The sequence below is a fragment of the Georgenia sp. Z2081 genome (assembly GCF_055326445.1).
In genome coordinates this window covers 35,261-47,941 of record NZ_JBUZNK010000001.1, presented here as the reverse complement: position 1 = coordinate 47,941, position 12,681 = coordinate 35,261, and the positions used below count along the sequence as shown (strand labels likewise).

The window sequence follows — 12,681 nt, the reverse complement described above, 5'->3', positions numbered from 1 at the left end:
CAGGGACGCCCGAGCGCGCTGGGCGTGCCACCCTCGTGCACGGATCAGAACCGGGCAATGCCGAGTAGTAGAAGGAGCACCGATGTACTTCATCGTCGTCAGGTACGAGGTCAGGCCGGAGAGCATCGACGCCTGGCCCGAGATCGTCCGGGAGTTCACCGAGCGGACGCGGCAGGAGCCCGGCAACCTCTTCTTCGAGTGGTCGCGCAGCATCGACCGTCCGTCGGAGTACGTGCTCGTCGAGGGATTCACCGACGACGGCGCGGCCCCGCACGTCAGCAGCGCCCACTTCGCCGCCGGGCTCGAGGCCATGCGCCCGCACCTGGTGAGCACGCCGCAGATCATCTCCCGTCAGGTCGACGGCGAGGGCTGGGACGAGATGGGCGAGCTCCAGATCCCCTGACACGGCACGCTGCGGGCGACGACCGGGATGCGGGGGCTGATGCCGGTGCGCGCCGGCACCGAACGCGCCCGGCCCTCCCACCCCGGCACCGACCGCACCGGGCCCGCCTGCTCCGGCGGGTAGCGTCGAGCCATGCCCGACGCTCCCGCCAGCCGCCCCCTTCCCCCGCAGTGGTCCCAGCTGATCATCTCGATCGTCGTCGGCGCGATCCTCGGCCTGCTCTGGGGGCTGTGGCGCGGCGACCTCGGACGGTGGGTGATCCTCGGAGCGATCGTCGGCGCGGTCAGCGGGCTCTGGGCCGAGATGCGGCTCGCGAGGGAGCGCCGGGAGCGCGACGGCTGACGGCTGGACCGCGAGAGCCCGGTCGTCCGAGCGCGCCAGCCGTGCGCGCGGGAACCTCTCCCCGACCGGTCGCGTGGAGAGTGCGGTGCCGCGCTCTAGTCTTCCGCCATGATCATCTGGGGATCGCGCACGAAGCGGCGACACGTCCTGACCACCAACCTCGTCTGCAGCCGGTGCCACAACCCGGCCGCCAACCACCTCTTCCTGCTCATCACGAAGTTCACGCTGTTCTTCATCCCGCTGTTCCCGGTCTCGAGGAAGCGGTTCCTGGAGTGCACCTTCTGCGGCACCCAGACGTCGCTGAGCAAGGAGCAGTTCGAGCAGCTCGAGCAGGCGGCCGAGCAGGGCGGCGGCGCCACGCAGGGGTACGGCGGGCCGGCGCAGTCCGTGCCCGACGGCTACGGCCAGCAGGGCTACCAGCAGCAGGGGCAGTACGGCGGCCAGCAGGGCTACCAGCAGCAGCCGGGGCAGTACGGCGGCCAGCAGCCCGGCATGCAGCAGTACCCCGGCGCGAACTACCACCCCCAGGGCTGACGCGTCGCACTGCTCGGTCTGCACACTCGACGACCAGGAACCTCACGCTCGACGACCGGGAACCGCACACTCGACGACCGGGAACCGCACACTCGACGACCAGGAACCGCACGCTCGACGACCGGAAACCGCACGCTCGATGAATCGGGGGGTGGGTAGCCTCGGGCGGTGAGCACCGCCGCCGATCTCCCGCAGCCGCCCGCCCCGAAGCGCGTCGAGCACCATCGCACCCACCACGGTCACGACTTCGTGGACCCCTTCGACTGGATGCGCGACAAGGAGTCCCCGGAGGTCGTCGCCCACCTCGAGGCCGAGAACGCCTACGCGGACGCGCGCACGGCCCACCTCGCCGACCTTCAGGAACGGATCGTCGCCGAGATCAGGGAGCGCACCCAGGAGACCGACACCGACGTGCCGGTGCTCCAGCGTGGCTGGTGGTACTACACGCGCACCCACGAGGGGCTCCAGTACCCCACCTGGCACAGGGTGGCCGACACCGGGGCCGGCCGCCCGGACCCCGCCGGCGAGGTCGAGGGCGAGCAGCTCGTCCTCGACGGCAACGCCGAGGCCGAGGGGCGGGCCTTCTTCAAGGTCTCCGAGATCGTCGTCGCCCCCGACGCCCGGCACGCCGCGATCGGTATCGACCTCGACGGCGGCGAGCTCTTCGACGTCCGGGTCGTCGACCTCGACACGGGGGAGACCGTCGACTCCGCCGTCCGGGGCGTCGGCTACGGGCTGGCCTGGACGACGGACTCCGCGCGCCTGGTCTACGTGCGCACCGACGACGCCTGGCGGCCCCACGAGGTCTGGAGCCACGTCGTCGGGTCCGACCCCGCGTCGGACGAACGCCTCCTGCGCGAGGACGACGAGAAGTACTGGACGTGGATCGAGACCTCGCGGGACGCCCGCTGGCTCGTGGTCCACCACGCCTCGACCACGGCGGCCGAGGCGGTCCTCGTCCCGCTCGACGGCGGTGCGCTCCGCCCGCAGGTCGTCTCGCCGCGACGACCGGGCCTGGAGTACCAGGTGGAGGTCGCGGGTGACCACCTCCTCGTGGTCCACAACCTCCACCAGAAGGACTTCACCCTCTCGACGGCGCCCGTCGGCCCCTCGTCCCCCGAGGACTGGACCGACCTGCTCCGCTCCGCGGACGGCGAGCGCATCCTCCTCGCGCACGCGTTCGCCGACCACGCCGTCGTCGAGCTCCGCTCCGGAGGGCTGCCCGCCCTGCGCGTCCTGCCCCGCACGGACGGCCGCGATGCCGAGGCCGGCCCGACCTCAGCATCCGGCCCCGCCGGCGGCGCACCGACCTACGGGGCCGCGCGGGACGTCGTCGTCGACGGCGAGCTCACCGCCGTGGCGCTGGGCGACGTGCGCGAGTGGCGCACCGACGAGCTCCTCCTCGAGACCCAGTCGTTCCTCACCCCGCCCACGGTCTCCGCCTACTCGATGCGGGACGGCACGTCCGAGGTGGTCAAGCGGAAGGCCGTGCCCGGGTACGAGCCCGGCCGCTACGTCGAGCGCCGCGAATGGGCGATCGCGCAGGACGGCACCCGGATCCCGCTCTCGGTCGTGCACCGGGCCGACGTCCCGGCCGACGGCACCGCGCCCGGGCTGCTCTACGGGTACGGCTCCTACGAGGTGTCGGTGGACCCCGCCTTCAGCGCCGAGCGCCTGCCGCTGCTCGACCGGGGCGTGGTGTTCGCCGTCGCGCACGTCAGAGGCGGCGGCGAGCTCGGCCGCTCCTGGTACGAGGACGGCAAGCTCGACCGCAAGCGCAACACCTTCACCGACTTCGTCGACGCCGCCCACCACCTGCTCGACTCCGGGGTCGTCGCGCGCGGCCGGCTCGCCGCCCAGGGCCGCTCGGCCGGCGGGCTGCTCATGGGCGCCGTGGCGAACCTCGCCCCGGAGACGTTCCGCGTCATCCACGCCGGGGTGCCGTTCGTCGACGCGCTGACGACGATCCTCGACCCCTCGCTCCCGCTGACCACGGGGGAGTGGGAGGAGTGGGGCGACCCGCTGCACGACCCGGCGTTCTACGACTACATGGCCACGTACGCGCCGTACGACAACCTGCGCGCGGCGGCGTACCCGGCGATCCTCGCCACCACCTCGCTCAACGACATCCGGGTGATGTACGTCGAGCCCGCGAAGTGGGTGGCGCGGCTGCGCGAGGTGACGACCTCGGACCCCGCCGAGCGACCGGTGCTCCTGCGCTGCGAGATGGTCGCCGGGCACGGCGGGCGGTCGGGTCGGTACGACCGGTGGACCGAGCGGGCCCAGGAGTGGGCGTTCGTCCTCGACCAGCTGGGGGCCACCGCACGGCCCTGAGCGCTCGGCCGCCGGCCGGGCTCGTCCGGCCCTCCCGCCGGGCCCGCTCGCCGAGAACCTGAGGGCGGTCCGACGGCCCGACGTCCCGGCTGCGAGCCCGCTCCTGAGCCACGCTGAGCACATGAGGACGGGAGCGGGCGCGCACCGGGTGCCGGAACCCGCCGACGGCACGCCGTCGACCTGGTGGTACGTCGCCCGCCGGACGGTCGCCGAGTTCATCGACGACCAGCTGATCGACCGGGCGGCGGCGCTGACGTTCTTCGCGGTCCTGTCGGTGTTCCCGGCACTCGTCGCCCTCGTCTCGGTCCTGGGGATCTTCGGCCAGGGCGTGACGACGACGAACGCCATCCTCACGATGCTCGAGGAGCCGCTGCCCGCCGAGCTGGTCGCCCAGCTGCGCGGACCGGTCGCGTCGATCACGGAGAACCAGGGCGCCGGGCTCGGGCTGGTCGTCGGCATCCTCGTCTCGATGTGGACGGCGTCGAACTACGTGTACGCCTTCAGCCGGGCGATGAACATCGTCTACGGCATGGAGGAGGGACGCCCGCTGTGGAAGCACCGCCCGGCGATGTACGTCCTGACGATCGTGCTCGTGGTCCTCGTCGGGGTGGCGGCCCTGCTGCTGGTCGTCAGCGGTCCCGTCGCGCGCTGGGTCGGGGACCTCGTCGGGCTCGGTTCCACGGCCGTGATGGTCTGGAACGTCGTGCGATGGCCGGTGCTGCTGCTCGTGGTGATCGTGGTCATCGCGCTGCTCTACTACCTCACGCCGAACGCCCGTCTCGCACGGATGGGCTGGATGAGCCCGGGCGCGGCCCTGGCGATCCTCGTCGCCGGCATCGCCACCGTGGGCTTCGGCTCCTACGTGACCAGCTTCGGGCGCTTCAACGCCACGTACGGGGCTCTGGCCGGGGTCATCATCTTCCTGCTGTGGCTGTGGGTGATGAACCTGGTCATCCTCCTCGGCGCCGTCCTGGACTCCGAGATCGCCCGCGTGCGGCAGCTCCGGCGCGGGGTGGTGGCCGAGGTCGCCCTCCAGCTCCCGTTGCGGGACGACACCAAGCTGCGCAAGGTTCATGCCCGGCGGGAGCGGCTCGTGGCAGAGGGGAGGCGGCTGCGCCTCGCGCACAGCGGCCGGACCGAGGAGGCCCACCCGCCGGCCGCGGTGTCGGACCGGGCGGGGGAGCAGGCGCACCTGCCGGCCACGGCTGCGGACCGGCCCGGCGAGCTCTCAGATCGGGCCGGCGGGCAGTCAGGCGGGGCCGGCGGGCCCGTCGTCGGGGGTGAACAGGTCCTCGATCGCGCACCCGAAGACCCGCGCGAGCCGGAAGGCGAGCGGTAACGACGGATCGAACCTGCCCTTCTCGATGGAGATGACCGTCTGCCGGGACACGCCGAGCTCCCTGGCGAGCTCGGCCTGGGACATCCCCCGCTCGGCCCGGCGCTCGGCGACCGAGCTGCGCACCGTCAGCCGCCCCTGCGCGACAGGATCGCGTAGCGGGCCACCGTCGACCCCATGAGCAGGGCGACCACCCCGCTCAGCGCCCAGACCACGGGGAAGTCGACCGACGTGAAGACCACGGCGACGGTGCCGATGCCCGCCGCGAGGAGCGTGTCCATGGCGGCCCCCGAGGTCGCGCGCTCGAGCCACCGGGACTCGACGCTCTCCTCCGCGTGCGGGTCGGTCTCGAGGGTGGGTCCGATCAGCCACAGGTAGTAGATCGCGCCGATCGGGACGATCTGGCACGCCATGAAGACCAGGGCCACCAGCCAGGGCCGACCGGTGTCCGCGAAGGCCGGGATGAACGTCGCCGCGTAGGCGAGGGCTCCGGACGTGGCCACGGTAAGGGCGACGACGGCGGCCCAGCGGGCGAACCCGGCCCGAGGGCGCGGCTCGGCGGCGGGCGACGGCGCGTCCGGGGCCCCGGTCGCGGCGGCGTCCTGCCCCCCGGCGTCGGTGACATCGTTCTCGGTCATGGCGTCGGCTCCTTCACGGCTCGGGACCAGGACGGGCTCCGAGGTCGGGCGACGCGTCGTCCGACCCTCCGGTGTCAAGTGACCTTGACGCATACAGTCAAACGTCCTTGACGTCGTGTGTCAAGCGTCCTTGACGCGCGTTCCTGGTGGCGCGTCGTCCGATGCGATGGGTCGAGCCGGCCGTGCTCAGTCGGCGGAGGTGGTCGAGGCCGTCGCGTCGTCCGGTGCCTCGTCGCCCGACGTCGCGGACCCGGACGGGGCGGGCTCGGTCCCCTGGTGCACGGCGGTCGCGGACACGGCGGCCTCGTCGCGCGGCCCGAGGCCGATGACGGTGCGCGCGACGACGACGGCGAGCGCGAGCACGCCCACGACGACGAGGATCCAGGTCCAGTCCGGCATGTCTCTCCTTGGTCGCGGTGGCTCGATCGTAGGGCCGGGAGCGTGCGGGGTGGTCGTGGCGCCCGGGTCCGATCAGTCGGCGAGCATGCCGAGCACCACCCGGGCGCTGAGCCCGGCCACGTGGTCGACCTCGAGGTGGAAGTCCTGGTCGGCCGCCGGTCCGCACAGGTCGGAGATGCCGCGCACCGAGATGACGGGCACGCCGGCATCGGTGGCGACCTGCGCGATCGCCGTCGACTCCATGTCCGTGCTGAGCGCCTCGGGGAAGGCGGAGCGGTAGGAGTCGACGTTGGCGGCGGTGACGAAGGCGTCCCCGCTGAGCACGAGCCCCTCGCGGACCGGCTGGCCCATGCTGCGTCCGGCGGCGAGCCCCGCCTCGACGAGCGCGGGGAGCACGGAGAACGTCGGGGGCTGGCCCGGGACCTGGCCGCGGGCGTAGCCGAAGGCCGTGGCGTCGGCCTGGCCGTAGACGAGCTCGGTGGCCACGACTACGTCGCCCACCTCGACGTCCGGGTGCAGCCCGCCGGCCGCACCGGCGGAGACGACGACGCGCGGCGCGTAGCCGAGCAGCGCCCACGTGGTGGCGGTGGCCGCGTTGACGAGACCGACCCGGGTGCGGACGAGCACCAGGTCGAGCCCACGGACGGTCGCCCGCAGGGCGCGGGCGTCGCCCGGCGCGTCGAGCTCCACGGGGTCGGTGGCGTCCTCGAGGAACGGGGCGAGCTCCTCGCCCATCGCGCACAGGACGACGGCGTCGACGGTGTCGATCGAGCTCTTCGCGGCGCGAGCCTCGCGGGCGGCGGCGCGCCCCTCGAGGATGCGGTCGATGGGGGACATCAGCGGCGTCCTTCGTCGTCGGTCCCGGCGGCGGTGGCACCGGTGGCGGTGGCCCCGGCCGGTCCGCCGGCGGCGAGATCGTCGGCGGGGTCGGCGTAGACCTGGCCCCACTGCGCGCGGGCGGCGAGCATCGTGGCCGCGGCCTCCCGCGCCCCCTCGAGGCTGTGGCTCGCGCCCCAGCCGCACTGGACCTCGTTGGCGGCCGGCACGGCGTCGAGCTCGGTGACGGCCCGCAGGGTCGCGGCGAGGACGTCCATCGTCCCGGGGAGGTCGGGCGCGGCCGCGCGCAGCAGGTAGAAGCCGGTCTGGCAGCCCATCGGGGAGAAGTCGACGACGTCGTCCGCGTGGTCACGGACCGTCTCGGCGACCGAGTGCTCGAGCGAGTGCACCACCGGCATCTCGAGGTGACCGACGTTGGGCTGGGTGAGACGGACGTCGTACTTGGTCAGGACGGCGCCGCCGGGCAGCTCGTTGACGTCGGCGACGCGCACGTACGGGGCCGACACGGCGCGGTGGTCGAGGTTGAAGCTCTCGACGTTCATCTGGGGCACAGCGCGATCCTCTCGTCCAGGGGAGACGCGGCCATCATCCCAGGAGACCGACGACCGGGGCCGCCGCCCCGGGGTCGGGCATCCCACACGGACGACGGGTCGAGGCCCCCGCACCGGGTAGCCATCCCGGTGCGGGGGCCTCGTGGTCGTCGTCGACGACCCGCGCGGTGTGCCGTCCCCCAGGACTCCGCACCGCGCGTGAATGGTGCCGCCGACCGCACGACCCCTGGGGACGCCGGTCGGCGCCGTTCCCGGCCCGCCGCGGCGGGCCGGGAGCGAAGGTGCACCGGAGCCCGGCCCGCGGGGTGCGCTCCACGGGTCGGGCTCCGGGCGGGGCGCCGACGGGTGGTCCCGGTCAGGCGCCGTGTCCGGCACGGTCGTGCCGGTCCGTGCGGTGCGCAGCCCCCCGGCGACGCACCGCACGTGGATCAGGCGGCCTCGCGGCGCACCGTGCGGTACCAGCCGGCGACCATCGGGGCGACCACCCAGATGGCGGTGGTCGACGCGATCCGCGCCCACTCGCCGGCCGTCGGTCCGCCGTCCTCGAACAGTGCGCTCCAGGCCCACTGGAAGTCGATCCAGCTGAAGAAGCCCTCGAGGTTCGGCAGGAGCAGCGGCAGGACCGAGAAGACCTGCGGCAGGAACAGGAAGGTGACGATCGCGATCGCCGGTGCGTGCAGCAGCAGACCGAACGCGACACCCATGAGGGTGACGAGCGTGAGCATGAGGAGCATGCCCAGGGCGATCTGCGGGTCGATGCCCCAGCCCTCGGTCGTGTTTCCGGTGGCCTGCGAGACCGCGTGGCCCGCGGCGGCGAGTGCGACCGTGCCGATGGTGATGAGCACCATGAGGGCGAGCGCGGCGGCAACCTTGGCCGCGATCACCCGCGAGCGCCGGGGCTCCAGCGCGAAGGTCTGCAGCGTGGTGCGCTGGGACCACTCGCCCGCCGCGGCGATGACGCCGACGATCGGCAGGAGCAGGAACTGCACGTTCATGAGGATCGCGAGGTAGCCCTCGAAGCCGAACTCGGAGGTCGCGTCCGCGAACGTGAGGATCGCGACGGCGACGAGGTCGATGAGGAGGATCGCCCCGAGGAGGCCGATGCCCGAGCGGGTGTCGATCATCTTGCGCAGCTCGACCCGGACGAGCCGACCGAGCGAGATCCCGGGCGTGTCGGTGGGGCGGGATGCCGCAGCAGGTGCGGCGGGCGCGGTCTGGACGGTGGAGGTCATGCGGCACGCTCCGAGCGGTCGTCGTTGGCTGTGGTCGAGAAGAAGAGCTCTTCGATGTCGGTGGTGGCGAGCAGCTCGTCCTTGGCGCCGGAGGCCAGCAGCCGTCCGTTGCCGATGACGAGGAGGTCGTCGGCGGCCTGCGCGACCTCGCTGAGGAGGTGCGAGGAGAGCAGCACCGTGCCGCCGGCCTCGGCGTGGCTGCGCAGGAGGTTGCGCATCCAGCGGATGCCCTGCGGGTCCAGGCCGTTGACGGGCTCGTCGAGGATGAGCACCTCCGGGTCGCCGAGCAGCGCGTAGGCGATGCCCAGGCGCTGGCGCATCCCGAGCGAGTAGCCCTTGACGCGGCGCCTGGCCTCCTTGGCCGTGAGGCCGACGGTCTCGAGCACCTCGTCGACGCGGGTCCTCGGCAGTCCCATCGTCAGCGCGCCGAGCGCGAGCACCTCGCGGCCCGACCGGCCGTTGTGCTGGGCCGAGGCGTCCAGCAGGACGCCGACGTGCCTGCCCGGGTTGCGCAGGTCGGTGTAGGGGCGGCCGAGGATCGTCGCGGTGCCGGCGGTCGGCGTCGCGAGCCCCACGAGCATCCGCATGGTGGTGGACTTGCCCGACCCGTTGGGGCCGAGGAAGCCGGTGACGCGCCCGGGGCGCGCGGTGAACGAGAGGTCGTCGACGGCGGTGGCCGGTCCGTAGCGCTTCGTCAGCGAGTCGGTGGTGATCATGGCGCCAGGTTCGCCTGGCGGAGGGGGTCGGCGGATCGACCGAACGGGTCGCTTCCCGGCGCCGGGAGGCTGGTCCTGCACGACCGTCGGCGTACGTCGGGGGAGGGACCGGGTCCACCCTTGGGTGGATGCCGGCAGACCGACGGCGGATCGAGCCCGGCCGCAGGCGGGACGCCGCGGGTGCCCGCGGAACCTACTGTGGCGCCATGACCTCGTCCCCGGCCGACTTCTCCGGCGCGCGCGGTGTCCCGCGCGACGGCGGCGCGGACGGCGCGGATGCCGACGCGGGCCGCGACGACCCGGGCGTCGGCGGGGCTGGCGTCCCCCGGCCCGACCCTCTCCCAGCCGCTCCTCCCGTGGCCGACACCGCCCGCGCTGAGGTCCGGCAGAAGTGGTGGCGCCGGGCGGCGCCGTACGTGTTCGCCGGGGGATGGACGATCCTCGGGATCCTCGGGTCGCTGTTCGTCTGGATCGCGCTGGCCCCGAGCACGGGCGCCTCCCGGACAGCGTTCGTCGTGGAGCTCGGCGTGGGTCTTCTCTGCTTCGGGCTGCTCTACGTGCGCAAGCGGTGGCCGCGCACGGTGACCCTCACGGTGACGGTCCTCGCCTCGACGCTGTCCTTCTCGTCCATGGGCGCCCTGATCGTCGTGCTCGTCAGCTACGCGGCACGCCCGATCGAGCAGGGGAGGCGGCTGAGGCGGTACGTCTTCTTCGGCGTCGTCCTGCTCGTCGTGGTCGTGGGCGGGATGTTCTACGACTACGTCACGCAGACCTACGTGACGGCCCCCGCGCAGAGCGAGCCCGGCTCGATGATCGCGGGCACGCAGGACGCCGAGCCGATCATCGCCTCGACCACCGGCGTGGTCTCGTCGATCGTCGTCTCGGCCCTCCTGGTGGGCTTCTGCCTCGCGGTCGGGTCCTACATCGGCGCCCGGCGGGCCCTGCTCGCCGAGCTGCAGACCCGCGCCCGCCGGGCGGAGGCCGTCGTCGAGGCGTCGACCGAGCGGGCGCGCACGGCCGAGCGGAACCGCATCGCGCGGGAGATGCACGACGTCCTCGCGCACCGCATCTCGCTCGTCGCCCTGCACTCCGGTGCGCTCAGCCACCGCACCGACCTGCCGCCGGAGGCCGTGCGCGAGGCCGCCGACGTCATCAGCTCCAACGCCCAGCTCGCCCTGACCGAGCTGCGGCAGGTCCTCGGCGTGCTGCGCGCCGACAACGGGAGAACGGGCCGGGAGGGGTCGGGCCACCGGGAGCCGCCCCAGCCGACCATGACCGCGGTCGACGGACTGTTCACGGACGCGCGGCAGGTGGGCATGCGCGTCCGGGTGTCCGTCATCGGCATCGGCGCGGTGCCGTTGCCCCCGGCGCAGGCTCTCATCTCGGGGACCGGCGTCGACGACGTCCTGGCCACCCTGTCGCCCACCGTCTCGCGCACGGCCTACCGGATCCTGCAGGAGGCGTTGACCAACGCCCGCAAGCACGCTCCCGACGGCGTGGTCGACGTCGAGCTGTCCGGTCGCCTCGGCAAGGTGCTCACCGTGGCGGTGACGAACCCGATGCCGTTCCCCGGGCAGGTCGACCCCGGGCGCGCCGACGGCGAGTCCCTCGGGGGCGTCGTCGGATCGGGCAGCGGGCTCGCCGGTCTCGCCGAGCGCACCGACCTCGCGGGCGGGACGCTCGACCACGGGGTCGAGCCCGACGGGTTCGGCCGGACGATCTTCGCCGTGCGTGCGTGGCTGCCGTGGGACGAGAGCGTCGGCGGCTGGCGCGGGCGCGGTGGAGGATAGGGCCATGAGCGAGCAAGGGACCGCGCCCGCCGGAGCGCCCGTGAAGGTGATCCTCGTCGACGACGACCCGCTCGTGCGCGCCGGCCTGCGCATGCTGCTGCACGGCGGGGAGATCGAGATCGTCGCCGAGGGCGACGACGGGCGTGTGGCGCAGCGCCTCGTCGAGGAGCACCGTCCCGACGTCGTGCTCATGGACGTGCGCATGCCCGTCATGGACGGCGTGACGGCCACGCAGCGGCTCACCGACGCCGGCGCGCCGACCCGGGTCATCGTGCTGACCACCTTCGACTCCGACGACATGGTGATCAGCGCGCTGCGGGCCGGCGCCCAGGGGTTCCTTCTCAAGGACACCCCGCCCGCGGACCTCGTGGCCGCCGTGCGCCGGGCCGCCCGCGGAGAGCCCGCGCTCTCGCCGTCGGTGGCCGCCCAGCTCATGGCCCGCGTGGCAGCGCCCGAGGAGGTCGACGACGGGGAGAGCGCCGCCGAGGAGGCCCGTGCCGCGTTCGCCGAGCTCACCGAGCGCGAGCAGGACGTGGCCCGCGCCGTCGCCCGCGGCCTGTCCAACGCCGAGATCGCGTCCGAGCTCTACCTCGGTGTGGCCACCGTCAAGACCCACGTCGGGCGCGTGTTCAACAAGCTCGGCGTGGCCAACCGCGTCCACGTGGCGCGCATGGTCCAGGACGCCGGCGAGGCCCACTGACGCCAGATCCGTCGAGAGTGCGGTCGGTGACCGCCGAGAGTGCGGTCGGCGACCGCTGGCGGGGCGCGGGCCCGCCCCGGCGGTGCGACGGCGGCGATGTCCCACCCCGGGTCGGAGCGACACGCCCGGGATGTCCGACGCCGGACGACGCGCACCCTGTGGACGACACGCCGACACGGGGGCGACACGCCGTGAGGTTCACGCTCGGCGGCGGTGGACATCCGCCCCGGGTGCGCGTCCTTCCCCAGGCCCGGGGCCGCCGTCGCCCGCTCCGTCCACGGGCCCGCGCCCCGATGTCAGTGGTGCGCGGCAGGCTGTGGGGACCGCGAGAACTCGCGGTCCGGGTGCCCCCGGGGGCGGTCGGCGAGGCGACCCCGGCCGTCCACCGCCGCTCCACAGGTACCCGGTCGGGACGCACAGGGCAGAGGGACGGGTTGTGGACAGAGCAGGTTGTGGATGACACGCCACCACAAGACCTAGTGGTCGTCGCGGGGAGCGACCCCCAGGTGTAGTGTCGATGGTCCGAGGTCGCACACGGCCTCGTCCGAACCACACGCTTGTAGTTACACGCGCGGAAGTCCGCGCAGTCCCGGACAGGCCCCACGGAAGGAGACCGGCTCGCCATGAGCATCACCGTCTACTCGAAGCCGTCGTGCGTGCAGTGCGATGCCACCTACCGCGCGCTCACGAAGCAGGGCCTGGAGTTCGACGTCGTCGACGTCACCGAGGACGCCGAGGCGCTCGCCTCCGTCCAGGCCCTCGGCTACCAGCAGGCGCCCGTGGTCATGGCCGACGGCGACCACTGGTCGGGCTTCCGTCCGGACCGCATCAAGGCCCTCGCCGCCGCGCGCGCCGCGGCGGTGGCCTGA

General features: G+C 73.4%; 13 protein-coding genes and 2 pseudogenes. 8 read left to right on the top strand and 7 right to left on the bottom strand.

What is annotated here, in order from left to right; all coding sequences use genetic code 11:
* The first annotated feature begins 82 nt into the window (after positions 1-82).
* The 5 genes from ACZLKG_RS00250 (at position 83) to ACZLKG_RS00230 (ending at position 4,952) form a co-directional block, all read left to right on the top strand.
* A complete protein-coding gene (locus ACZLKG_RS00250; RefSeq protein ID WP_425707201.1) occupies positions 83-403 on the top strand; it encodes a putative quinol monooxygenase in 321 nt (106 codons plus the stop codon).
* Between the two features lie 132 nt (positions 404-535).
* Positions 536-745 carry a hypothetical protein gene (locus ACZLKG_RS00245; RefSeq protein ID WP_425707200.1) on the top strand — a complete coding sequence of 70 codons (210 nt, stop codon included), beginning with the start codon at positions 536-538 and terminating at the stop codon, positions 743-745.
* A 108-nt stretch (positions 746-853) separates the two neighbouring features.
* Positions 854-1,279: a zinc-ribbon domain-containing protein gene (locus tag ACZLKG_RS00240; RefSeq protein WP_425707199.1), complete on the top strand. Its 426-nt coding sequence runs from the start codon at positions 854-856 to the stop codon at positions 1,277-1,279.
* A 168-nt stretch (positions 1,280-1,447) separates the two neighbouring features.
* Positions 1,448-3,613 carry a S9 family peptidase gene (locus ACZLKG_RS00235; protein WP_425707198.1) on the top strand — a complete coding sequence of 722 codons (2,166 nt, stop codon included), beginning with the start codon at positions 1,448-1,450 and terminating at the stop codon, positions 3,611-3,613.
* Positions 3,614-3,734: 121 nt separating this feature from the next.
* A complete protein-coding gene (locus ACZLKG_RS00230; protein ID WP_463647510.1) occupies positions 3,735-4,952 on the top strand; it encodes a YihY/virulence factor BrkB family protein in 1,218 nt (405 codons plus the stop codon).
* Here the strand turns inward: ACZLKG_RS00230 and ACZLKG_RS00225 are convergent.
* The 7 genes and pseudogenes from ACZLKG_RS00225 to ACZLKG_RS00195 form a co-directional block, all read right to left on the bottom strand.
* Positions 4,863-5,075, bottom strand: a complete 213-nt coding sequence (locus tag ACZLKG_RS00225) for a helix-turn-helix transcriptional regulator (protein WP_425707196.1) — start codon at positions 5,073-5,075, stop codon at positions 4,863-4,865. The two genes, ACZLKG_RS00230 and ACZLKG_RS00225, sit on opposite strands and share 90 nt — an antisense overlap.
* A gap of 2 nt (positions 5,076-5,077) precedes the next feature.
* Positions 5,078-5,587, bottom strand: coding sequence for a hypothetical protein (locus ACZLKG_RS00220; protein ID WP_425707195.1), 510 nt, complete (start codon positions 5,585-5,587; stop codon positions 5,078-5,080).
* A 186-nt stretch (positions 5,588-5,773) separates the two neighbouring features.
* Positions 5,774-5,986, bottom strand: coding sequence for a hypothetical protein (locus ACZLKG_RS00215; protein ID WP_463647509.1), 213 nt, complete (start codon positions 5,984-5,986; stop codon positions 5,774-5,776).
* A gap of 72 nt (positions 5,987-6,058) precedes the next feature.
* Complete coding sequence (gene mtnN, locus ACZLKG_RS00210; protein ID WP_425707193.1) at positions 6,059-6,823, bottom strand: 5'-methylthioadenosine/S-adenosylhomocysteine nucleosidase; 765 nt, start codon at positions 6,821-6,823, stop codon at positions 6,059-6,061.
* A gap of 92 nt (positions 6,824-6,915) precedes the next feature.
* Positions 6,916-7,365 (bottom strand): annotated as a pseudogene (locus tag ACZLKG_RS00205) (S-ribosylhomocysteine lyase); the annotation flags it as partial.
* A gap of 437 nt (positions 7,366-7,802) precedes the next feature.
* Complete coding sequence (locus tag ACZLKG_RS00200; protein WP_463647508.1) at positions 7,803-8,606, bottom strand: ABC transporter permease; 804 nt, start codon at positions 8,604-8,606, stop codon at positions 7,803-7,805.
* Positions 8,607-8,671: 65 nt separating this feature from the next.
* A pseudogene (locus tag ACZLKG_RS00195) lies at positions 8,672-9,322 on the bottom strand (ABC transporter ATP-binding protein); the annotation flags it as partial.
* Positions 9,323-9,528: 206 nt separating this feature from the next.
* Here ACZLKG_RS00195 and ACZLKG_RS00190 point away from each other — a divergent pair.
* The 3 genes from ACZLKG_RS00190 (at position 9,529) to nrdH (ending at position 12,681) form a co-directional block, all read left to right on the top strand.
* Positions 9,529-11,112, top strand: a complete 1,584-nt coding sequence (locus tag ACZLKG_RS00190; RefSeq protein ID WP_463647507.1) for a sensor histidine kinase — start codon at positions 9,529-9,531, stop codon at positions 11,110-11,112.
* Between the two features lie 4 nt (positions 11,113-11,116).
* Positions 11,117-11,812, top strand: a complete 696-nt coding sequence (locus ACZLKG_RS00185) for a response regulator (RefSeq protein WP_463647506.1) — start codon at positions 11,117-11,119, stop codon at positions 11,810-11,812.
* A gap of 623 nt (positions 11,813-12,435) precedes the next feature.
* Positions 12,436-12,681 (top strand): glutaredoxin-like protein NrdH, encoded by a 246-nt coding sequence (gene nrdH, locus ACZLKG_RS00180; RefSeq protein WP_425707188.1) that lies wholly within the window; start codon positions 12,436-12,438, stop codon positions 12,679-12,681.

Excerpts from the sequence above, each read along its gene's own strand:
- ACZLKG_RS00250 (WP_425707201.1), top strand. The coding sequence starts at position 83 with ATGTACTTCATCGTCGTCAGGTACGAGGTCAGGCCGGAGAGCATCGAC.
- ACZLKG_RS00245 (WP_425707200.1), top strand. The coding sequence starts at position 536 with ATGCCCGACGCTCCCGCCAGCCGCCCCCTTCCCCCGCAGTGGTCCCAG.
- ACZLKG_RS00240 (WP_425707199.1), top strand. The coding sequence starts at position 854 with ATGATCATCTGGGGATCGCGCACGAAGCGGCGACACGTCCTGACCACC.
- ACZLKG_RS00230 (WP_463647510.1), top strand. The coding sequence starts at position 3,735 with ATGAGGACGGGAGCGGGCGCGCACCGGGTGCCGGAACCCGCCGACGGC.
- ACZLKG_RS00220 (WP_425707195.1), bottom strand. The coding sequence starts at position 5,587 with ATGACCGAGAACGATGTCACCGACGCCGGGGGGCAGGACGCCGCCGCG.
- ACZLKG_RS00215 (WP_463647509.1), bottom strand. The coding sequence starts at position 5,986 with ATGCCGGACTGGACCTGGATCCTCGTCGTCGTGGGCGTGCTCGCGCTC.
- mtnN (WP_425707193.1), bottom strand. The coding sequence starts at position 6,823 with ATGTCCCCCATCGACCGCATCCTCGAGGGGCGCGCCGCCGCCCGCGAG.
- ACZLKG_RS00200 (WP_463647508.1), bottom strand. The coding sequence starts at position 8,606 with ATGACCTCCACCGTCCAGACCGCGCCCGCCGCACCTGCTGCGGCATCC.
- ACZLKG_RS00190 (WP_463647507.1), top strand. The coding sequence starts at position 9,529 with ATGACCTCGTCCCCGGCCGACTTCTCCGGCGCGCGCGGTGTCCCGCGC.
- ACZLKG_RS00185 (WP_463647506.1), top strand. The coding sequence starts at position 11,117 with ATGAGCGAGCAAGGGACCGCGCCCGCCGGAGCGCCCGTGAAGGTGATC.
- nrdH (WP_425707188.1), top strand. The coding sequence starts at position 12,436 with ATGAGCATCACCGTCTACTCGAAGCCGTCGTGCGTGCAGTGCGATGCC.